This window comes from Flavobacterium sp. AED, from assembly GCF_000812945.1.
Classification (GTDB): Bacteria; Bacteroidota; Bacteroidia; order Flavobacteriales; family Flavobacteriaceae; genus Flavobacterium.
In genome coordinates, this window is sequence record NZ_JSYM01000002.1 from 412,545 (window position 1) to 432,498 (window position 19,954).

The window sequence follows — 19,954 nt, forward strand, 5'->3', positions numbered from 1 at the left end:
ATTACCTATATTTGAGTATAAAGATGGCTGTTAAATTCAATCTTTAAAAAAAATCGTGAATTTTACACCTTCATTAATTTTACTTTCTACTTCAATACGACCTCCTAAATTAGTGATGTGATTATAAATTAGGTAAAGTCCGATGCCATTACTATCAATATGATCGTGGAATTTTTGATGCAGTCCAAAAATTTTATCTTTAACTTTTTCCATATCAAAACCCAATCCGTTATCAGAATAAATTAATTGACTGATACCGTTTACTTTTTTAGAAACAATAGAAATAGAAGGTAAGGTGTCCGGTTTCGAGTATTTTATTGAATTGGTAATTAAGTTTAAAAATATACTTTTCAGGTATTCTTTATTAAAATTAATTTCAGCAAGATCTGAAAAGTCAATGTTAATTATGATTTTTGAATTTTCTATTAAAGATTTTATAGAAAGTAGCACTTCATTTAAATTTTTATTCAAACCTAATTCTTCAATGGGAGCATTTAACTCATCTTTATGAATTAATTCATCTACTGATTTTTTTAAAGTTTGCCTTAAACTCTCAGTTGCAGTTTTTAAAATAGTTATAAATTCAAGTGTTTCCTCGTCATTAATCTTTGAAAGGTCAATGAGATCAAATACGGACAGCAAATTATTTACAGGTGACTTTAAGTCATGCGAAGTTGTATACGATAAATGCTTAAGGTCTTTGTTAATTTTTGTCAGATTTGCAAGAAGTAAGTTTCGTTCTTCTTCAATTCTTTTTTTATGAGTAATGTTTTTTGCAATAGCATAAACTAGTTTTTCCTCTTCAACGGGCATTGATGTCCAAGATAACCAAACAACTTCTCCGCATTTAGTTAAATACCGATTTTCAAAATTTAAAAGAGGCTTGTTTTTATATACTTGTTCTCTTGTTTCTATAGTAATTTTAAGGTCTGGTGCATAAACAAAACTACTTATGGGGTTAGCATACAATTCCTCATCTGAATAGCCTAATAATTTTGAAACAGCGGGATTTATTCGCTTGAAATAGCCATCAAATCCTGCAATACAAATAAAATCAGCTGAGATATTAAAAAAATTATCAAAGTGATAGATTCCACCTGAATCAGGATTTCTTTTTTTTATAGTCATGGAGTGTAAAAGTTGTTTTTATTCAGGGTTTAGATAAATACAAATTTTATGAATTGTTTAATTCTGTTATTTTAGAAGAAAACATAATATCCAAATTTAGCTAATAATTATTTATAATAAAAGCAATGGTATGAACAAATTTGTAATTAAAATAAAACGTATTACCTTAATTAAAATAAAAAAAGTGTCAAACAAAACGAGGCTGTCATTTTACTGACAGCCTCGTTTATTATTATTTATGCACTATTTATATTTTGAATATTCCTCCAAAAGCAATTATTCTTTGGAAAAAGAAAAAATCTTGAAAAGCACTATCTTCCGTACTTTGAGTAGTCCTGATATCCTGCATATTAATATAACCTCCTTTTAATTCCCCTTGAACATAAAAATGTTTTAGGAAAGTGACATTTAAACCTGCTTTCAAAGAAGTTCCATAACCAGATACGTGAAAGTCATCATGACGCGGTTTACCTAAAAGAGTCGTATTTGTTTTTGGATATAATAATCCAACTCCAACACCTTCAGTTAAGTTGATTTGAATTTTATCAGTATTCCCAATTTTGAATAAAGAAGAAATATCATCATGTCTTGAAAACTCGGTGTTTACATAGTTTAATCCATCAGTATGCTCATACATCAGAAATTTTTCTGTCATAACACTCGGAGTATTGTTGTAAGTCCCATTGTAATCTGATCCAGAATCTGTCAAAGGAAGGTTGATTGTCCCTGTCATATTAACTGTTTGATCCTGCGTCATAACATACTTCATGTGATCCCATCCTACAGCAATACTGTAATGGTCGTTTATGAAATACCCCATTCTGAAATTAGTTTGAGGGATAGTCATTCTCGCAGGGTTTATATAATCAACATGCCAGCCTTTTGGTTTGTCATGAGCGACCATATTATCAAGAGTAAAATTATAATCTTTTCCTCTAAATGTAACATCAGATTTGGTGTAACTATCTCTGTTTCCACCCCAAGAAATAAAAAACTTGCCTTTGTTGTGGGCTGTATATTTATCTTGTATTTTAATTTGTTCTTGCGCAAAAGTGTTTTTTGAAAAACACATAATTAAGAATGCGGAATATAAAATTATATTTTTCAATGAATTTGAATTGAAATTAAAACTGATTTATTGTTTTTCTGATTGCGACTAATTTAGTCATCAGACCTTCAAAATAATCTAAATGCAACATGTTGGCTCCATCGCTTTTAGCATTAGCAGGGTCAAAATGAGTTTCTATGAAAATTCCATCTACACCTACAGCAATTCCTGCTTTGGCAACAGTTTCAATCATATCAGGTCTTCCGCCTGTTACTCCAGCCGTTTGGTTGGGTTGTTGTAGCGAATGCGTAACATCAAGAACTGTGGTTGCATAGTTTTGCATTGTAGGAATTCCTCTAAAATCCACAATCATGTCTTGATAGCCAAACATAGTTCCACGATCCGTAACCATTACGTTTTGATTGTTGCAATCCAAAACCTTTTGCACAGCATGTTTCATGCTTTCAGGACTCATAAATTGTCCTTTTTTCAAGTTTACAACCTTTCCGGTATTAGCAGCAGCCACGACTAAATCAGTTTGACGAACTAGAAAAGCAGGTATTTGCAATACATCCACATATTGTGCAGCCATTTCAGCATCTTCATTGGTGTGAATATCTGTTACTGTAGGAACACCAAAAGTTTCCGAAACTTTTCTAAGGATTTTTAATGCTTTTTCGTCTCCAATGCCAGAAAAACTGTCAATTCTGGAACGATTGGCTTTCTTGAAAGAACCTTTAAAAACAAATGGAATTTCTAGTTTATCTGTGATGCCAACTAGTTTTTCGGCAATACGCATTGCCATTTCTTCACCTTCAATAGCACAAGGACCAGCAAGAAGAAAAAAGTTGCCACTATCAGTATATTTGATCAGTGGGATATGTTGTATGTTCATAAAAATTTATTTTTTGAAAGTGCAAAGATAATTAGAAATAATGAGTTAGTATTTTTTTGAAGCTATTTCCTGCTATCCGTTATAATCTTTTCTTTTTTGAAAGAAAAAAAGAAAAGGATTTTCACTGTTATCAGGGCTAGGGCAGTCGTGTTTTATTTAATTCTTTTTTAAACTAAGACCAACGGGTACCATTAAAATTCCTTTTTCGTAAATATTCAAATAGAGTTTTATAGGTTTCTTTTGCCCATCCCATTTTAGTTCATATACATCCAGAAAACCAGCTCCTAAATCTGTCTTTTTTGTTGGAAACGGGCAACAACTCTCCAATTTTGAGTAAGTGATTTTTTCTCCTTTTGGTCCTGTCAAAGCATTTAAAAAACGCTCCTGATTAATTGTTTCGTTTGCTGTGTTTCTGTAAAAAATGTTGATTGGATAATCTTGATCGTAACCATATTTTTTGTCTTTGCTGTAGGCTGTTATTACAAAAGTATTTTCTTTTGTAAGTGTTAGTGCAGGTGCATTGTCATCTACGTTTTTCAAGGTAGATTTTGTACTTACACAAGAGGCACTAAGTAGTAATAAAACGACAAAAGGAATTATTTTTTTCATATTTTCAATTGATTTTTTGGTAATGATTATAGCAATTATAATACCATTGCCCGCTTAAAGAGGTACAAATATAAACAGAACTTTAAAGCCTATTACATTAACAAATATTAATTTATTGTGCAGTTTTTTACTATTGTAACTTTTCTCACATAGAATAAATAATTTGCTTTATATATTTGCATAAAATTTACAAATATGGATATTATTTATCAAACTTGGCCTTGGTATGTTTCCGGGTTTTTAATAGGCATGATTATGCTTTGCCTGATTTATTTTGGAAAGACTTTTGGCATGTCTTCTAATTTGCGCTCGCTTTGTTCTATTGCTGGATTAGGCAAACGAGTAACGTTTTTTGATTTTGATTGGAAAGCCCAACGGTGGAATTTAGTTGTGGTTATAGGAGCGATGTTAGGTGGTTTTGTAGCGGTTCATTTTATGAGTGATGCTTCAAATGTTGCTATAAACCCAAAAACTATTGCACAGTTAGCACAATTGGGAATCGATGCTCCAAACGGAAAATTAATGCCAGAAGCACTCTTTGGAACACAGATTTGGGAATCTCCCAAAAGTATTTTTATTCTTATAATTGGTGGAATTTTAATAGGTTTTGGCTCTCGTTATGCCGGAGGTTGTACTTCTGGACATGCTATATCTGGTTTAAGTAATTTACAACTTCCATCTTTGAAAGCCGTTATAGGATTTTTTGTTGGAGGGTTAATTATGGCTCATTTTTTATTACCCTTAATTTTTTAGAATATGAACGTATTAAAATATTTATTAGTTGGATTTGTTTTCGGAATTGTACTTACAAAATCGGAAGCAGTTTCCTGGTATCGCATTTATGAAATGTTTCAATTTCAATCCTTTCACATGTACGGAATTATCGCGGTGGCTATTTTGACGGGAGTAATTGGCATCCAAATCATAAAAAGAAATAAACTAAAAGATGTAAAAGGTCAGCCAATAGAAATTTTGGATAAAGAAAAAGGTTCCGCTAGATACTTGATTGGCGGATTGTTTTTTGGATTGGGTTGGGCACTTGTAGGTTCTTGTCCAGGTCCAATATTTATTCTAATTGGTGCAGGTTTCTGGAGTGTGCTTTTAGTGCTTTTTGGTGCGTTGTTAGGTACCTTTATTTATGGATTATTAAAAGATAAATTACCTCATTAATTTTACTAAAAGTTAAATTTGAATAGCATTTTCTGAAAATGGAAATGCTATTTTTTTCTGTTTAATTTCAAAATACCAACTATAATCAAGTATTGAGCAAGCAGGTAGGTTGCCATTATCAGAAAAGAACTAAATCGAATGGGTTCATAAAATTTATTGAAAGCCAGAGTACTGTCTGAACATACAAAAATAACTGCGCCTAGTAATACATAAGTCCCGGCAGGTTTATTCCATTTTAAATACCCTTTAAATGCGAATAAAAGCATAGTTGAGAGTATGATGGCATAAACAAAAACAGGAATTTTTAAGTCACCTAAAGTTGGTAATAATATTGATAACATTAGTATTAAATAGACTATAATAGCTGTTATTCCTACCCAGAAAACAGCTTTGTTTCTGGACGAATTTATTCTTAATTGTTTACTGAATAAAACGATATAAGCGATATGAGAAATTAGGAATGCTACCAATCCAATTATGAAATAGATTTCGGCTTTGTAAGCAAATAGTAAAACGACATCACCCATCCAAGAAAAAGTTAAGGCTACTAAAAGGAATTTTTTAGAAGGAAAATTGCCGCAGGAATAAACTGCAAGAAAAAGAAAAGGAATTAAAAAAGGTTTTATAAACCATGAAATATCTTCTCTTCCCAAAATAATAAATAAGAGATAAGCGAAACTGATTCCAATATAAGCTTTGAATGATAAGGTACTTCTCATGAATTGTTTTTAAGATTATGACGCTACTACTTTTTCTTTTTCGAAATTTACACTTACAAAGTAGACTGTGGCTATTAAGGATAACGTAAGATATCCAATTATGATATAATTTGCATAAGGGAAAAGCTGATTCATTGAAAACCAGTCTCCAAAATAAGCAATAATAGTTATCCCTAAAGCAAATCGGAGAATTTCCCAAAAGAGTGAAATTTTTCGGGTATCCATTAATTCAGTGTAGCTATAAACTGTTACAAAAATAAATGCGCCATATACAAACACATTGGGTAAACCAATTATTGCAATAAAGTTATATAAATAGCTGATAAATAATAAAGTAATTATAGCTTGAATCATGGACCAAAACATCAGTTTTTTAGAATGTTGGGTACCGTATTTTTCAAAAGCATAAACATCTTTAATTTTGTGTACAGGATATTTTTCTTCAAAATTTTCTGGACGCCACCCCGTTGGTTTAAACCAAATAGTGAATTTATCTTTCCAGTTTTCAGCACGCCAAGCGTCGGTTATCAGTAGCCAAAGATGTTGAAAATTAATGCGGATGGGATTCCAGGTTTGTGCAGGTCTTGTGATTCCAAAAACTGGCGGAACTGATTCTAATTCTTCTTGAAATGTACCAAATAACTTATCCCAAATTATAAATATTTGGGAATGATTTTTATCCATATATTCCGGATTAATGGCATGATGCACCCGATGATGAGAAGGGGAGACCAAGATATTTTCCAGAAAGCCAATTTTTTTAATGTGCTTGGTATGATACCAAAATTGAAGAAATAAATGAATGGGTAGTGTAATCGCAATCACTTTTGAAGGAACTCCTAACAGAGCAGCAGGAATCAGTAGAAAAGTAAATAAATTCACAAAACTGGATATGGGTTGGCGTAAAGCACAAGCTAAATTGAACTCTTCACTGCTGTGATGAATGGCATGCTTATTCCATAAAAAATTGATTTGATGAGAAAATCGATGGCTCCAATAACCATAAAAATCAATAGCTATGAAACCAATGATATAAGCAAGAATGGTAGGTTTTAAATGGAAAATTGCAATTTTTGATGCGATCCAATCGTAAGAAATAAGGGTGATGCTAAGTCCTAAAACATCTTTCAAGGAGTTGACCATTCCTGAACTTACGCTCGAAACTGAATCCATGTTAGGAGAAGTATCTTCTCCTTTATAATGACCATATATTTTTTCTATTATGATTAATAGTAAAAAAATGGGCATTACAAAAACTAAAATTTTTCCGTATTCTTCCATAAAAGCCTGGTGTATTGTTCAAATATATAATAAAAGTATATATTTTTTGAATTATTTGCAATAATTCTATAACAGGCTATGAGATTTAAATACGGCTATATAATTTCAGCACTTAATCCAGCTTCCAATAGTTGGGTACATTGTGGTTTTAGCTTATCATATGGACCTGTTTTTACAGTACATTTTCCATTATAATGAACAATCAATGAACATTGTTCCGCTTGTTCTGCAGTGTGATTGCAAACGCGTATTAAAGTTTCTATAACATGGTCAAAAGTGTTTACATCATCATTATAAACAATAATTTCGTTATTAATGGATATAATTTCTTTTACACTGACTCTTTCTCTTACTTTTTCTTTGGTACTCATTTTTAGATACTTTGGGGGTTAAATAAAAATATAGTTTAATTTATCTTTTCCTAAAAACACAGAATATAAAGTTTTGTGTTGTTTCAAATGGGGTAATATGATCTTCATTTATGCATTTTAATTTTTCAAACGTTGCTTGAAATTGATTTTCTAGAGTTGTTTCGGTATATTGTTTGATTTCAAGTCCGCTACATTTCATAGGACCTTTATCTGAAAACGTACCAATAATCAAAAAACTGGAAATCCATTTTTCAGCAATTTTAATGTAACTATTTATCGGGGCATCACTAGTCAAAAAATGAAAGGTAGCTCGGTCATGCCAGATATCGTAAGTAGTTATTGGTTTGAATTCTGTTATATCTGAAACAATCCAAGTTACTTTTTCAGCCTTTTTTCCCAGACGAATTTTGACCCGTTCTAAAGCATTTGCCGAAATATCTAAAACGGTTATATTTTCATAACCGTCTTCCAATAAAAAATCAACAAGTTTGCTATCGCCACCACCTATATCAATAATCTTTGCCGATTTACCTAAATTGGTTTGTCGAATAAAATCAAGTGATATTTTAGGATTTTCCTGAGTCCAGCTTACTTCATTGGGTTGTTTCGTTTCATAAACAGTTTCCCAATGATTTTTTTTGTTGATTTCCATCTAGTTGATTTTCAATACTAATTTACGTATTTTAAAGAAACCCAGTTGTTTCTTTCGAATTTTTTAACATAAGTTAAACCTTTTTCCGTACAAGAAGCGTCAATAAATGGGATGTCTTCTACATAGAAACCGCTTAATAGTAAGGTTCCTTTTGGATTCAAACAATCTACATAACTTTGCATATCGTTCAACAAAATATTTCTATTGATGTTAGCAATTATCAAATCATATTTTTTGTCTTTCAACAAAGCGGCATCACCTTCATAAACTGTAATATGTTCACAATTATTGCGTTCTGCATTTTCGATAGAATTCAAATAACACCAATTGTCAATATCAATGGCATCAATTGGTTGGGCTCCTTTCATTTCGGCAAGAATAGCCAAAATTGCTGTCCCACAACCCATATCAAGTGTTTTTAAACCAGTAACATCGATTTCCAATAAATGTTGAATCATCATGTGAGTGGTTTCGTGATGACCGGTTCCAAAACTCATTTTTGGTTCAATTACAATATCAAATTCGGCATCCGTTTTTGGATGAAAAGGAGCGCGTACATGACAATTTCCATCTACATCGATTGGTTCAAAATTCTTTTCCCATTCCTCATTCCAGTTCACTTGCTCTATTTCTTCGAAAGTATAGTCAATTTTAAATTCCTCTGATTGCAAAATTTGAATTTCATCAAGAATCATTTCATCCCATAAATCCTTTTGCACAAAAGCAGAAACACCTGTTTCGGTTTCGGTAAAACTTTCAAAAGCTTTTTCTCCTAATTGAGCAATTAATATTTCTGAACCTAATTCTTTTGGTTCTATGGTAAAATGATATCCGATATAAATGTTTGACATGTTTATTTTTTTTTGGCAAAGGTAGTATTATCTCTTTTTATTGAAGAATTAAAACAAAAAAAGGCTTGATAAAATATCAAACCTTTTTTAAAATTGTATGTAAAAAATTATATTGCGCTCACAACAGCAACAAAATCATCTGCTTTTAGAGCAGCTCCACCGATAAGACCTCCGTCTACATCTGGTTTAGAGAAAATTTCTTTTGCATTTTCTGGTTTTACACTTCCACCGTAAAGAATAGAAACATCATCAGCGATGTCGCTTCCAAAAGCTTTACGTACCGTTTCTCTGATGAATTCGTGCATTTCTTGAGCTTGTTCCGGAGAAGCTGTTTCTCCAGTTCCAATTGCCCAAACTGGCTCGTATGCTAAAACAACATTTGCCCAGTCTTTAGCTTCAATCTGAAACAATCCATCACGCAATTGATTTTCAACGATATTGAAATGGTTTTTAGATTGACGGTCTTTCAGCTCTTCACCAAAACAGAAAATAACAGTCATGTCATGTTCTAAAGCTGTATTTACTTTACTTGCAATTAAAGCATCTGTTTCATTAAAAATTGCTCTACGCTCTGAATGTCCAAGAATTACTATATTTACACCAACACTTTTAAGCATATCAGCAGAAATTTCGCCTGTAAAAGCACCACTTTCAGCTTGATGTACATTTTGAGCAGCCACATCAATATTTGTAAATTCTAAATGATCAACAGCAGAAGCTAGGTTAACAAAAGTTGGAGCTACAATTACCTGTGCTTTAGTTTCTGTTGGGATTTTTGCAATTAATTCATTCAATAAATCTTCAGTCTGTTCTGCGTTTTTATGCATTTTCCAGTTTCCTGCTACAATCTTCTTTCTCATTTTGTTGTTTTTTATTTTAGTTAGGTAGTTTTTTTTGAAATGAATACTGCTATTATTTCAATTTTTTTAAAGTTTCATTTATTAAGTCAAAATCAGTTTCTATCGCACGATATAAAACTATTTTTCCTGTTTTGTCAATGATGATGTACCTTGGAATCCAATCCAAATCAATTGCTTTTCCGAATACACCTTTCATTTGGTCATTTGCCATGAAATGATCTCCTTTTAATTCGTGTTTTTCAATACCAACTTTCCATTTATCGGCAGCTTTGTCCATAGAAATAAACACATAAGCTACATCAGGATTATTAGCCTGTAATTCTTTAATTTTCGGCATTGCTTTTACGCAATCTCCGCACCAAGATGCCCAAACTTCAATTACTAAAGTTTTGCCTTTGTGCTTTTTTAAAATGTTCTTAAAAGCAACTTGGCTTCCATCAGTTGACAATAATGTTTCTGATAACGCTTCTTTGGAAAATGCTGTTTTTTGGGCTTGCGTACAAGAAAATGTAACGAAAGCAATGAATAAAACGAATATTTTTTTCATTTTTTATAATTTGGAACAAAGTTAAACAAACAATTTGATTGAGGAATAGAGATTGACGAATTTTGAATTCTCGGCTATTATATCACAAAAAATGATTTTTTTGTAATGATAAAAGTAGTGAAATCGTAATAGTTAACTGTTAAATGGAGCGTTTATTGAAATAAATTAAAAGAAGGCCTTTCAAAGTAAGCTAATTTATCCATTTTCAAGTGATATTCCAGTATAATGCAATACTAAATTGGACAAGATTTATAAGAGTATATAAAATAATTAAAGGTCTAAAATTACCAGTTTCAGTAACTTTAAACCTTTTATTTATAGCTTTAAATCTTTAATATCATTATAATGTACTTTTTGTAAAATAGTCCCTTTTTCAAGAACCACAATGCTAGGATTGGCTCTTTCGATAGTTTTTAAAGCAGTGGCATCACAGAAATAAAAATCGAATGTCATCCCGAATTCTTTTTTCGATTTGGCAATTTCTTCCGGTGATGAAGCTGTCATTCCTATCACTTTATACCCTTTTGCTTTAGCTTCCTGATTCAATTTCTCTAATTTCATTAGACCTTCTTTATCAGCATGAACTAAATCATAAGCCACAATCATGACTAATTTTGGCACATCTAAAAATTCATCTTTATAATCAGATCCGTCTTTTTCCATGGCAAAATCATGAATAGGAGGAACGTAACCTTCCGTAATCACTTTGTCTTTTCTGTCTACAAATGTGGCTCCTTCAGGTAGTGCCATCAAATCCTTTTCAGTGAATTCTTTGTCAACACCATTTACTTTGTAGATAAAAATCATTTCGACAACGCTTTTTGGTGCATTATCAGGAATTTTCATTCCTTTTTGGATATTAGTTCCTACTTTATATGGACGAAAATCGATTATAGGTAAATGATTGATAACCCAATAGCCCATAAATACACAGGAAGCAATACTTGCAAAAGCCAATATGTTTTGAAAAGTATTTCCAAATAACGGTTTTACCAATTTTCTATTGAAAAATAGAATCAGAATAAAAAGTAATAAAACGACATCTTTAGTAAAAGATTGCCATGGTGTAATGTGTAAAGCATCACCAAAACAACCGCAGTCTCTCACAACATCAAAATAGGCGGAATAAAACGTAAGGAAAGTGAAAAATACAATCAATAATAACAAACTGTTAATCGTAAATTTTGATTTGTAACCAATGAGCAACATAACACCCAAAACAACTTCAAGAATAACCAAAAACAAAGCAATCGCTAATGCAAATGGTACTAAGAAAGGCATGTTAAAAACGGGTTCACCAAAATATTCAGCCAGTTTGTAAGAAAAACCAATTGGGTCGTTCAGCTTTATTAATCCCGAAATGATAAATAAGATTCCAACGAAAATTCGGGAGAATTGAGTAATTATATTTTTCATAGTTTTATTTTAATTTTTATTTCCAAAGCCCATTAAAATCAATGCGAAAATAGAATAATTAATCATATCCTGATAATTGGCATCAATGCCTTCAGAAACCAATGTTTTTCCTTTATTATCTTCTATTTGTTTCACACGAAGTAGTTTTTGCAAAATCAAATCCGTAAGCGAACTGACACGCATATCGCGCCAAGCTTCACCATAATCATGATTTTTGGCTTCCATTAAATCTTTGGTCAGTTTAACTTTGGCATCGTATAATTCGGTTGCTTTTAAAACCTCTAAATCAGGTTGGTCTGCAACGCCTAACTCCAATTGGATTAATGCCATGATGGAATAATTGATAATTCCGATGAATTCACTTGTTTCATCTTCGTCAATTTTACGAACTTCATTTTCTTGTAAACTTCGTATTCTTTGGGCTTTAATGTAGATTTGATCCGTCAGCGATGGCAATCTTAAAATACGCCATGCACATCCGTAATCTTTCATTTTATTGATAAACAACGAACGACAAATCGCAATCACAGTATCATATTCCTTTGAAGTATTCTTCATTATTGGTGTATATTTGTCTAAAATTTTTTCAAAAATAACATATTTTTTTTGATTGTAGAATTTTGAAGTCTTTAAAACTGTAAACAAATGACTATTAACTGCAAAGGACAACTCATCGACTTATCAACTCCAAAAGTAATGGGGATTTTGAATGTTACACCCAACTCTTTTTTTGATGGTGGAAAGTATAAAAATGAAAACGAAATACTTTCTCGGGTTGAAAAAATGCTTTTAGATGGCGCTACTTTCATTGATTTAGGTGCTTATTCCAGTAAGCCTAGTGCCGAATTTGTTTCGGAAGAAGAAGAAATTTCAAGAATTGTTCCTACTATTGTTTTGATTTTAAAAAATTTCCCCGAAACGATTATTTCAATTGATACTTTTAGAGCAGAAGTAGCGAAAGCCTCCATCGAAAGTGGAGCAGCTATTATTAATGATATTGCCGCAGGAAATCTGGATGAAAAAATGTTTGAAATCATTGCAAAATATAATGTTCCCTATATTATGATGCACATGCGTGGGAACCCTCAGACGATGCAAACGCTCACGAATTATGACGATATTGTAAAAGAAATAGTATTCTATTTTTCGGAACGAATTGCTAGTGCAAGAAGTTTTGGTATCAATGATTTAATTATAGATCCTGGTTTTGGCTTTGCCAAAACACTGGAACAAAACTACGAAGTATTTAAAAAAATGGAATTGTTTAACGGATTAGAATTACCAATGCTGATAGGGATTTCCAGAAAATCAATGATATATAAAACGCTGAATTCTAATGCAGAACATGCTTTAAACGGAACTACTGTTTTAAATACTTTAGCATTGACCAAAGGAGCAAAAATTCTTCGTGTTCACGATGTAAAAGAAGCGATGGAATGTGTTACCTTATTTAATAAAATCAATCCATAAACATGAAGTATTTTAGTCTGATTATCCTTTTTATGTTGTTTTCTTGCGGGAATAAAGAAGACATTTTATTGCCAAAAGCCAATACAACAATCGTCAAAAATGTAGAAGATCATTCGCCAATCTATATTTTTTTTAGAACAAAAGGAAAAGATACTTTGGCAGAAGTAAACAGAAAAAACGAAATTATTTCTACCAATTGGATTTTCAATATTGACAAGCGTTTGCCTTTGCGATTGGTAATTCCTGAGGTTATGAAACTGCAACAAAAAAAACGCGAAGAAAAAGCTCATAAGAACGAATTAGCTCAAAATTATTATTCGTATGCCGATACTATTGGCAAAAACTTAGCTTTTATTCCTTTTACAAAAGTATTTTACAAATTAGAAAAACCAATTGGAACCATCATATTTTTCAATAAGAATAATGAGATTTTAATTGAAAATCAAGTTCTTAAAAGGGAAAAACTTCAAGATTTAATTAACAACATTTTATCCAAAGAAGTTGCAACTAACTTTTTATTTAGGTTTGATAAAGATTTAAGTTTTGGAAGTTACATTCAAGATAAAATTTTCATTGAAAGTTTAAAAATAGCTATGAAAAGTAATCAAGAATTTATTTATTAGGAACTTTAAACAAAGAAAACCTGAAACAATTTTTTTACTGATGATGATACGGCTCGTTTCTTAAAATCGTGAAACCACGATACAATTGTTCGATAAAAAATAGACGAACCATTTGGTGTGAAAAAGTCATTAAGGAAAGCGAGATTTTCCCTTGTGCTTTGGCATAAACAGTTTCCGAGAATCCATAAGGACCACCAATTACAAAAACTAAAGTCTTGACACCTGAGTTCATTTTCTTTTGTAATTCCTCTGAAAAACCAACACTGGAAAAGTTTTTTCCATTTTCGTCCAATAAAATAAGTTGATCCGTTGGTGTTATTTTTGCCAAAATCAATTCGCCTTCTTTCTCTTTTTGTTGACTTTCAGACAGGTTTTTTACATTCTTGATATCAGGGATAATATCCAGATCAAATTTGATATAAAAAGACAAGCGCTTGGTGTAATCGTCTATCAAAGATTGTAAGGCTTTGTTATCCGTTTTACCTATAGCAATAAGTTTAATGTTCATTTTGTGGAATTTCAGAGGCGCAAAGATAGAAAATTGATATCGTATTTGATGAACAAAAAAAGCCCATATAAATGGACTTTCTAGGACTAGTTTTTAATTTTTTTACGATTTATATTCGGTATATTCTTTGAAATTATCCAATTATAGATTGCCAACCTGATTGTTGCATGGCTATTGGGTTTTCATTTTCGGCTTCAAAAATTTCAATAACCTTTGTCTTATCAGCGACATTAGAAAAGTGAACGGTTACTTTTCTATTGTCATCAGCGGTATATTCAATAAGTTCATTTTGTTTTATGTTGTCATAAGTACCACTGAAGTCAAATCCCATAGTGCCATCTTTAGCTTCCATTCTTGAAACAAATTTACCTCCAACTTTCAAATCATTTTCAGCTCTGGTTGTATGCCAGTCATCAGAGGCATTATTCCATTTTACAATATCGTCAGGATTTGTCCACTTATCCCAAACGGTTTCGATTGGTGCATTAATTACAGTTTCCACAGTTATTAATGTTTTGTTATTTTTGTCCATATTTTAAATTATTCTGTTATTTCAACACAGTTAAACATCCATTGAACACCAAATTTATCGGTGCAGCTTCCATAATAGGCGCCCCAAAACATGACTTGAAGTTGCATCGTTATTGTTCCTTCAGCTGCTAATGCAACAAATAACTTTTTCGTTTCGGCTTTTGTGTCTGGTTCCAGATTTATATAAACATTATTTCCAAAATTGACTTTAAATCCCATTGATTCAGGTGCATCGGTTCCCATCAAAATATGTCCGCCAACAATGGGCAATTCGATGTGCATGATTAGATTTATATCAGTTTCATTAATTGGAGGCATCCCTTCTGCTGGTGGAATATCTTTGAATCGTACTAGACCGTGACCGCCAAATTCTCCTCCAAATACAGATTTATAAAAATTAAATGCTTCCTCAGTATTGCGAGGAAAGTTTAGATAGGTGCTTACTCGTGCCATTTTATCTGTTTTTAATTATATAATGATTTCGCTACTTTAACTTTTATGATGGTTTCGTTCTAATGTTTTAGCCATTATAGGCTGTTTCTAGTTCTTTAATATCAATTTTTACCATTTGCATAATCGCCTGCAACACACGATTTGATTTTTCTGTATCATCGCTTTGCATCATTTCGCCTAATACTACTGGCACAATTTGCCAGGAAACGCCAAATTTATCTTTTAACCAGCCACATTGTTGGATTTGTCCTCCTTCAGAAAGTTTTTCCCAAAACGAATCAATCTCTGGTTGGTCTTCACAATTAACGATGAATGAAACAGCTTCCGAAAAGGTAAAAACCGGTCCTCCATTCAAGGCCAAAAAATCTTCCCCGTCTAATTGAAAAGAAATGGTCAAAACTGTTCCTTCTGGCAAGGGGGCATTTTTACCGTAATGGGTTGCTTTTCCAATTTTTGCGTTTTTAAAAATTGAAGCGTAAAAAGACACGGCTTCTTCTGCATTGTCATTAAACCACAAACAGGGTGTGATTTTTTGGGAAATTATTTTTTTATTTTCCATAAAGCCGCTTTTTACGTATTAAAATTAAATTACAAAATAGGAAAAAGAAGAAGATTGCATCATTTGATATGAAGCAATTATTTTGGGTATTAAAAGTACAAAATTAGTTGAAAACAAAAAGTTAATCTCAATGTATTTTTTGTTAATTAATTGTAAGTCAAATGATTGTTTTGTTTTTTAATGCTAATAAAGTTGTTACGAAACAAAATAATAATCGAATTTAGGTAATTAATATTAAGAGCTTCGTGCTTTAATTTATATAATAAAAATAAGGTTTGTGTATCATAATGTTATTGATTCTCTTAAACCGAAACTTATAAAATTTCATTTTTCAAAAACTTGAATTAACATACTTTTAAAAGACACATATTTTCAAATCCACAAAATATACCTTACTTTAGCATCCATAAATTTCCTATAAAATGATTAGCGAAGCACAGTTCAAAAACGAGTTACATATATTAATTGAAAATGCCATTAGAGAAGATGTTGGTCCTGGCGATTACAGCTCTTTGGCTTGTATTCCTGCAACGGCAACCGGAAAAGCGAAGTTGCTTGTAAAAGAAGATGGTATTATTGCCGGTGTGGCTTTCGCCAAAATGGTTTTCGAATATGTAGATTCTAATTTGCAAATAGAAACGTTCATTGAGGATGGAACCCCAGTAAAAAAAGGGGATGTTGTTTTTCATGTTTCGGGAAGTTCACAATCCATTTTGAAATCAGAGCGGGTAGTTTTGAATTCGATGCAAAGAATGTCGGCAATTGCTACCAAAACTAAAGAATATGTTCAGCTTCTGGAAGGGACAAAAACTAAAATTCTTGACACCCGTAAAACGACACCAGGTTTCAGGGCTTGTGAGAAGTGGGCAGTCAAAATTGGCGGAGGCGAAAACCACCGTTTTGCTTTGTATGACATGATTATGCTCAAGGACAATCACAATGATTTTGCAGGCGGAATTACTTTGGCCATAGCCAAAACCAAAGCGTATCTGAAGGAAAATAATTTGGATCTAAAAATTATTGTCGAAGCCAGAAACTTGGATGAAATTAAAGAAATATTAGAAAGCGAAGGCGTTTATAGAATTTTGATAGACAATTTCAATTATGAAGATACCCGAAAAGCAGTAGCTTTGATAGGTGATAAGTGCCAAACTGAATCATCTGGGAATATCAATGAAAGTACCATTCGGCATTATGCGGAATGTGGTGTTGATTATATTTCGTCCGGAGCCTTAACGCATTCTGTTTACAATATGGATTTAAGCTTAAAAGCAATTTAATTAGATAGCAGATTTCAGGTTGCAGATTTCAGAAAAAAAACAAAATAACATATGAGATTTCAAGATTTATTAGCTTATAAGAAGTCTTTTGAATTAGGAATGGATATCTATACCATGACTAAGGTTTTTCCATCCGAAGAAAAATATTCATTAACTGATCAAATAAGAAGATCGTCCCGAAGTGTGTCAGCTAATATTGCTGAAGCTTCAAGAAAAAGAAGGTATGACAAACATTTTATATCAAAACTGACGGATAGTGATGCTGAAAATGCTGAAACGCAAGTTTGGTTAGAGTATGCAAGTGCTTGTAATTACATCAATAAAGTTGACTTTGAAACATTAACAGCTAAAAGTATTGAGGTTGGAAAGTTATTAAATTACATGATGAATAATAAAGAAAAATTTTTATGAATTTAGAAAACTGTAAACAGTTATTTGAAATCTGCTATCTGGAATTTTTTATGAGCGGACTGAAATCTGTAAACTGCCATCTGAAATCTGCAAAATATGAGTAAAGAAATTGAAGAAAGAATAGAAAAAGTTCCCATAATACGGAATCTCGCTCGTGGGTTGAAAAAGGTAAAACTCCCATGGTTGCAGGGATTATCGTTGTATGATTTATTGGAACTGTACGGATTAGGAATTGTCGAAAGCGCTTTGACCTATCACGCCAGTGCGATTGCATTTAGTTTCTTCATGGCATTATTTCCCTTTGCGCTGTTCATCTTAAATCTTATTCCCTACATCCCAATCGAAGGTTTTCAAGAAGATTTTCTTCAATTTGTAAGGCAAGGAGTTCCGCCAAATACCTATGATGCCATTTACAAAATCATCAATGATATTCTCCACAATAGCCATTCCGGATTATTGTCTTCGGGATTTATATTGTCTATTTTCTTGATGGCAAATGGTTTAAATGGAATTTTGGGCGGTTTCGAATCCTCGCGTCACGTCCTCATCAAAAGAGGATTTGTTCACCAATATATTGTCGCTCTCGGCATGTCATTATTATTGTCGATACTATTGATAGTAACCGTATCAGCAATCGTTGTTTTCGAGGTGTTTATTCAAAAAACGATACTGAGCGACCAAGTTGAATTGATTATTTTATGGCGCTATGCGTTTGTAATTGTAATGATTTTAATCACAACTTCCATACTTTTTAAGTTTGGTACCATGCATGATAAAAATAGGGCTTTTATCTCTATAGGATCTGTATTTACTACGATATTGGTTATTTTGGACTCCTATGGTTTTGGAATTTGGGTAATCCGATTCTCAAAATACAACGAATTATACGGCTCCATCGGTACCTTATTGATTATGATGTTTTATATCTGGATTAACTGCATGATATTATTGTTAGGTTTCGAATTAAACGGAACAGTAAATAAATTAAAAATGAAAAAAGAAGGGTAGTTTTTAGGAGCTATTTCCTGATGGCAGTGAAAATCCTTTTTATCCGCCGAAAAGGCGGATAAAAAGGATTTTCACTGCCATCAGGGCTAGGAAATTTCGGTTACAATTAAGGAATCTGTTTCATTTTAAATGTGTAATTTTAGACAAATAAATTCCATGATGAATCCAATTTATATCAACCAAAACGAAATTCTAAAACGCTATAAACAACCAGACAAATTTGCCCACAAGGGCATTCAAGGACATGCTTTAATTATTGGTGGGAGTTATGGAAAAATAGGAGCTGTTTGTCTTTCGTCCAAAGCTTGCTTGAAAACCGGTTGTGGATTAGTCACTGTTTTTATACCTAAATGCGGCTATGATATCCTTCAAATTGCCATTTCAGAAGTCATGGTTATAACTGATAATCAGGAAAAATTTATCTCGGATATTGCTTTCGATATCAAACCGCAAGCCATTGGATTAGGACCGGGTTTAGGTCTGGAAATCGAAACACAACAAGCCGTTTATAAATTGCTAAAAACGAATAAAGTCCCTTTGGTAATCGATGCCGACGCATTGAATATTCTATCCAAAAACAAAGAATGGCTTCCTTTATTACAGCCCAAAACCATCCTAACGCCACATCCTAAAGAACTGGAACGATTAATAGGAAAATGGAATTCCGATACTGAAAAACTTGAAAAAACAATCGCATTTTCTAAACAATACCATCTCATTATTGTGATGAAAGGCGCACCAACATGCATTATTGATGGTGATACAATTTACGAAAACACCACCGGAAATGCCGCTTTGGCCACTGCAGGAACGGGTGATGTCTTGACGGGAATGATTACCAGTTTATTGGCACAATCCTATGAACCAATAAATGCTGCCATACTGGGCGTTTACCTTCATGGATTAACCGCTGATATCGCACTACCCGAAACCGGTTATGAGTCCTTTATAGCTTCTGATGTTATTGCGAATATTGGGAAGGCGTTTTTGAGTTTATAAAGCTATTAAAATTGACATTTTTTTTAAGTATTCAACTGATAATATTTCATTTAACATGAAAAAAATTAAATTACTGATTATTACATTTATTTTTATTTCATGTTCCCAAAAAGACGAAATAATAGAAGGGGATTTAGCTTTTAAGTCAGTTAATTCTTTTAATTATTATAATCTGAACCAAAAAACTATTGATACGTGGGAAAGAGTACTTGACAGCACTCGTCAAATTAAAAACCCTAGTGCGAATGATATATCGGTTTTAAATTATTTTGATGATTTAAAAAAGTATAAGGTTATAAAGTCTCCGTGGATTAAGCTCAAAACAAAAAAATCAATTATAAACGTCTATTTAAAGCTAAATGATTATGAAAAAGTAAAGAATTACAATTCAAATGATTTGATTTTAAATAATAGAAAAGTAATCCTAAAAATGAATATTGAAACTAGAGGAGACAAAATTTATTATTGCAAAGAACTAATTTCTGTAAAAGAAGTTGATGGAAAAACTTATACCAGTAAGTAATAATGTAATTTTCCCTTTTAGTAATTACTAATACAAAATCAT

The 19,954-nt window shown here is 32.1% G+C and carries 26 protein-coding genes; 9 read left to right on the forward strand and 17 right to left on the reverse strand.

Features of this window, described 5'->3' with window-relative positions; all coding sequences use genetic code 11:
- Positions 1-36 precede the first annotated feature (36 nt).
- From OA85_RS10920 to OA85_RS10935, 4 genes are all read right to left on the reverse strand, one after another.
- Complete coding sequence (locus tag OA85_RS10920) at positions 37-1,128, reverse strand: PAS domain-containing sensor histidine kinase (protein ID WP_052257221.1); 1,092 nt, start codon at positions 1,126-1,128, stop codon at positions 37-39.
- Positions 1,129-1,375: 247 nt separating this feature from the next.
- A complete protein-coding gene (locus tag OA85_RS10925) occupies positions 1,376-2,236 on the reverse strand; it encodes a hypothetical protein (RefSeq protein ID WP_039109782.1) in 861 nt (286 codons plus the stop codon).
- A 16-nt stretch (positions 2,237-2,252) separates the two neighbouring features.
- On the reverse strand, positions 2,253-3,071 hold the full coding sequence (gene kdsA, locus OA85_RS10930) for a 3-deoxy-8-phosphooctulonate synthase (RefSeq protein ID WP_039109783.1): 819 nt from the start codon (positions 3,069-3,071) through the stop codon (positions 2,253-2,255).
- A 156-nt stretch (positions 3,072-3,227) separates the two neighbouring features.
- Positions 3,228-3,680 carry a hypothetical protein gene (locus OA85_RS10935; RefSeq protein ID WP_039109784.1) on the reverse strand — a complete coding sequence of 151 codons (453 nt, stop codon included), beginning with the start codon at positions 3,678-3,680 and terminating at the stop codon, positions 3,228-3,230.
- A gap of 195 nt (positions 3,681-3,875) precedes the next feature.
- Here OA85_RS10935 and OA85_RS10940 point away from each other — a divergent pair, with 195 nt between their 5' ends.
- Together OA85_RS10940 and OA85_RS10945 are read left to right on the forward strand one after the other, a co-directional pair.
- Positions 3,876-4,433, forward strand: coding sequence for a YeeE/YedE family protein (locus tag OA85_RS10940; protein WP_039109785.1), 558 nt, complete (start codon positions 3,876-3,878; stop codon positions 4,431-4,433).
- Between the two features lie 3 nt (positions 4,434-4,436).
- On the forward strand, positions 4,437-4,850 hold the full coding sequence (locus OA85_RS10945) for a DUF6691 family protein (protein ID WP_039109786.1): 414 nt from the start codon (positions 4,437-4,439) through the stop codon (positions 4,848-4,850).
- A 47-nt stretch (positions 4,851-4,897) separates the two neighbouring features.
- Here the strand turns inward: OA85_RS10945 and OA85_RS10950 are convergent, their stop codons facing one another.
- The 9 genes from OA85_RS10950 to OA85_RS10990 form a co-directional block, all read right to left on the reverse strand.
- A complete protein-coding gene (locus OA85_RS10950; RefSeq protein WP_039109787.1) occupies positions 4,898-5,569 on the reverse strand; it encodes a lysoplasmalogenase in 672 nt (223 codons plus the stop codon).
- Positions 5,570-5,584: 15 nt separating this feature from the next.
- Entirely contained in the window at positions 5,585-6,850 is a 1,266-nt protein-coding gene (locus OA85_RS10955) for a sterol desaturase family protein (protein WP_039109788.1), read from the reverse strand.
- Between the two features lie 95 nt (positions 6,851-6,945).
- Positions 6,946-7,221, reverse strand: a complete 276-nt coding sequence (locus tag OA85_RS10960; RefSeq protein WP_039109789.1) for an ATP-dependent Clp protease adaptor ClpS — start codon at positions 7,219-7,221, stop codon at positions 6,946-6,948.
- A gap of 40 nt (positions 7,222-7,261) precedes the next feature.
- The gene (locus tag OA85_RS10965; protein WP_039109790.1) at positions 7,262-7,873 is read right to left on the reverse strand and encodes a class I SAM-dependent methyltransferase; all 612 of its coding nucleotides are present in this window, start codon (positions 7,871-7,873) and stop codon (positions 7,262-7,264) included.
- A gap of 17 nt (positions 7,874-7,890) precedes the next feature.
- Complete coding sequence (prmA, locus tag OA85_RS10970; protein ID WP_039109791.1) at positions 7,891-8,724, reverse strand: 50S ribosomal protein L11 methyltransferase; 834 nt, start codon at positions 8,722-8,724, stop codon at positions 7,891-7,893.
- Positions 8,725-8,831: 107 nt separating this feature from the next.
- Entirely contained in the window at positions 8,832-9,584 is a 753-nt protein-coding gene (tpiA, locus tag OA85_RS10975; protein WP_039109792.1) for a triose-phosphate isomerase, read from the reverse strand.
- 52 nt (positions 9,585-9,636) lie between these two features.
- On the reverse strand, positions 9,637-10,131 hold the full coding sequence (locus OA85_RS10980; protein WP_039109793.1) for a TlpA disulfide reductase family protein: 495 nt from the start codon (positions 10,129-10,131) through the stop codon (positions 9,637-9,639).
- 315 nt (positions 10,132-10,446) lie between these two features.
- Positions 10,447-11,547 (reverse strand): BT_3928 family protein, encoded by a 1,101-nt coding sequence (locus tag OA85_RS10985; RefSeq protein ID WP_039109794.1) that lies wholly within the window; start codon positions 11,545-11,547, stop codon positions 10,447-10,449.
- Positions 11,548-11,556: 9 nt separating this feature from the next.
- Positions 11,557-12,105 carry a DUF1599 domain-containing protein gene (locus OA85_RS10990; protein ID WP_039109947.1) on the reverse strand — a complete coding sequence of 183 codons (549 nt, stop codon included), beginning with the start codon at positions 12,103-12,105 and terminating at the stop codon, positions 11,557-11,559.
- Between the two features lie 87 nt (positions 12,106-12,192).
- Between OA85_RS10990 and folP the strand changes: the two genes are divergently transcribed.
- Positions 12,193-13,017: a dihydropteroate synthase gene (folP, locus tag OA85_RS10995; protein WP_039109795.1), complete on the forward strand. Its 825-nt coding sequence runs from the start codon at positions 12,193-12,195 to the stop codon at positions 13,015-13,017.
- Between the two features lie 2 nt (positions 13,018-13,019).
- Positions 13,020-13,640, forward strand: a complete 621-nt coding sequence (locus OA85_RS11000) for a hypothetical protein (RefSeq protein WP_039109796.1) — start codon at positions 13,020-13,022, stop codon at positions 13,638-13,640.
- A gap of 34 nt (positions 13,641-13,674) precedes the next feature.
- Here the strand turns inward: OA85_RS11000 and rlmH are convergent, their stop codons facing one another.
- The 4 genes from rlmH to OA85_RS11020 form a co-directional block, all read right to left on the reverse strand.
- Positions 13,675-14,148 (reverse strand): 23S rRNA (pseudouridine(1915)-N(3))-methyltransferase RlmH, encoded by a 474-nt coding sequence (gene rlmH, locus OA85_RS11005; protein ID WP_039109797.1) that lies wholly within the window; start codon positions 14,146-14,148, stop codon positions 13,675-13,677.
- Positions 14,149-14,281: 133 nt separating this feature from the next.
- Entirely contained in the window at positions 14,282-14,680 is a 399-nt protein-coding gene (locus tag OA85_RS11010; protein ID WP_369699885.1) for an SRPBCC domain-containing protein, read from the reverse strand.
- An 8-nt stretch (positions 14,681-14,688) separates the two neighbouring features.
- The gene (locus OA85_RS11015) at positions 14,689-15,132 is read right to left on the reverse strand and encodes a VOC family protein (RefSeq protein ID WP_039109798.1); all 444 of its coding nucleotides are present in this window, start codon (positions 15,130-15,132) and stop codon (positions 14,689-14,691) included.
- Positions 15,133-15,199: 67 nt separating this feature from the next.
- Positions 15,200-15,691 carry a VOC family protein gene (locus OA85_RS11020; protein ID WP_039109799.1) on the reverse strand — a complete coding sequence of 164 codons (492 nt, stop codon included), beginning with the start codon at positions 15,689-15,691 and terminating at the stop codon, positions 15,200-15,202.
- 422 nt (positions 15,692-16,113) lie between these two features.
- Between OA85_RS11020 and nadC the strand changes: the two genes are divergently transcribed.
- From nadC to OA85_RS11045, 5 genes are all read left to right on the forward strand, one after another.
- Positions 16,114-16,971 carry a carboxylating nicotinate-nucleotide diphosphorylase gene (gene nadC, locus OA85_RS11025; protein WP_039109800.1) on the forward strand — a complete coding sequence of 286 codons (858 nt, stop codon included), beginning with the start codon at positions 16,114-16,116 and terminating at the stop codon, positions 16,969-16,971.
- Between the two features lie 51 nt (positions 16,972-17,022).
- Entirely contained in the window at positions 17,023-17,382 is a 360-nt protein-coding gene (locus tag OA85_RS11030) for a four helix bundle protein (protein ID WP_039109801.1), read from the forward strand.
- Between the two features lie 96 nt (positions 17,383-17,478).
- Complete coding sequence (locus OA85_RS11035) at positions 17,479-18,390, forward strand: YihY/virulence factor BrkB family protein (RefSeq protein ID WP_039109802.1); 912 nt, start codon at positions 17,479-17,481, stop codon at positions 18,388-18,390.
- 156 nt (positions 18,391-18,546) lie between these two features.
- Complete coding sequence (locus OA85_RS11040; protein WP_039109803.1) at positions 18,547-19,389, forward strand: NAD(P)H-hydrate dehydratase; 843 nt, start codon at positions 18,547-18,549, stop codon at positions 19,387-19,389.
- A 55-nt stretch (positions 19,390-19,444) separates the two neighbouring features.
- Complete coding sequence (locus tag OA85_RS11045) at positions 19,445-19,912, forward strand: hypothetical protein (protein WP_039109804.1); 468 nt, start codon at positions 19,445-19,447, stop codon at positions 19,910-19,912.
- The last annotated feature ends 42 nt before the right edge of the window (positions 19,913-19,954 follow it).

Coding starts and splice junctions, on each gene's coding strand:
- kdsA (WP_039109783.1), bottom strand. CDS start 3,071: ATGAACATACAACATATCCCACTGATCAAATATACTGATAGTGGCAAC.
- folP (WP_039109795.1), top strand. CDS start 12,193: ATGACTATTAACTGCAAAGGACAACTCATCGACTTATCAACTCCAAAA.
- OA85_RS11030 (WP_039109801.1), top strand. CDS start 17,023: ATGAGATTTCAAGATTTATTAGCTTATAAGAAGTCTTTTGAATTAGGA.
- OA85_RS10980 (WP_039109793.1), bottom strand. CDS start 10,131: ATGAAAAAAATATTCGTTTTATTCATTGCTTTCGTTACATTTTCTTGT.
- OA85_RS10935 (WP_039109784.1), bottom strand. CDS start 3,680: ATGAAAAAAATAATTCCTTTTGTCGTTTTATTACTACTTAGTGCCTCT.
- OA85_RS10945 (WP_039109786.1), top strand. CDS start 4,437: ATGAACGTATTAAAATATTTATTAGTTGGATTTGTTTTCGGAATTGTA.
- OA85_RS11020 (WP_039109799.1), bottom strand. CDS start 15,691: ATGGAAAATAAAAAAATAATTTCCCAAAAAATCACACCCTGTTTGTGG.
- nadC (WP_039109800.1), top strand. CDS start 16,114: ATGATTAGCGAAGCACAGTTCAAAAACGAGTTACATATATTAATTGAA.
- OA85_RS10920 (WP_052257221.1), bottom strand. CDS start 1,128: ATGACTATAAAAAAAAGAAATCCTGATTCAGGTGGAATCTATCACTTT.
- OA85_RS10955 (WP_039109788.1), bottom strand. CDS start 6,850: ATGGAAGAATACGGAAAAATTTTAGTTTTTGTAATGCCCATTTTTTTA.
- tpiA (WP_039109792.1), bottom strand. CDS start 9,584: ATGAGAAAGAAGATTGTAGCAGGAAACTGGAAAATGCATAAAAACGCA.
- OA85_RS11040 (WP_039109803.1), top strand. CDS start 18,547: ATGATGAATCCAATTTATATCAACCAAAACGAAATTCTAAAACGCTAT.
- OA85_RS10950 (WP_039109787.1), bottom strand. CDS start 5,569: ATGAGAAGTACCTTATCATTCAAAGCTTATATTGGAATCAGTTTCGCT.
- OA85_RS11000 (WP_039109796.1), top strand. CDS start 13,020: ATGAAGTATTTTAGTCTGATTATCCTTTTTATGTTGTTTTCTTGCGGG.
- OA85_RS10990 (WP_039109947.1), bottom strand. CDS start 12,105: ATGAAGAATACTTCAAAGGAATATGATACTGTGATTGCGATTTGTCGT.
- OA85_RS11010 (WP_369699885.1), bottom strand. CDS start 14,680: ATGGACAAAAATAACAAAACATTAATAACTGTGGAAACTGTAATTAAT.
- OA85_RS10985 (WP_039109794.1), bottom strand. CDS start 11,547: ATGAAAAATATAATTACTCAATTCTCCCGAATTTTCGTTGGAATCTTA.
- rlmH (WP_039109797.1), bottom strand. CDS start 14,148: ATGAACATTAAACTTATTGCTATAGGTAAAACGGATAACAAAGCCTTA.
- OA85_RS11015 (WP_039109798.1), bottom strand. CDS start 15,132: ATGGCACGAGTAAGCACCTATCTAAACTTTCCTCGCAATACTGAGGAA.
- prmA (WP_039109791.1), bottom strand. CDS start 8,724: ATGTCAAACATTTATATCGGATATCATTTTACCATAGAACCAAAAGAA.
- OA85_RS11045 (WP_039109804.1), top strand. CDS start 19,445: ATGAAAAAAATTAAATTACTGATTATTACATTTATTTTTATTTCATGT.
- OA85_RS10960 (WP_039109789.1), bottom strand. CDS start 7,221: ATGAGTACCAAAGAAAAAGTAAGAGAAAGAGTCAGTGTAAAAGAAATT.
- OA85_RS11035 (WP_039109802.1), top strand. CDS start 17,479: ATGAGTAAAGAAATTGAAGAAAGAATAGAAAAAGTTCCCATAATACGG.
- OA85_RS10940 (WP_039109785.1), top strand. CDS start 3,876: ATGGATATTATTTATCAAACTTGGCCTTGGTATGTTTCCGGGTTTTTA.
- OA85_RS10965 (WP_039109790.1), bottom strand. CDS start 7,873: ATGGAAATCAACAAAAAAAATCATTGGGAAACTGTTTATGAAACGAAA.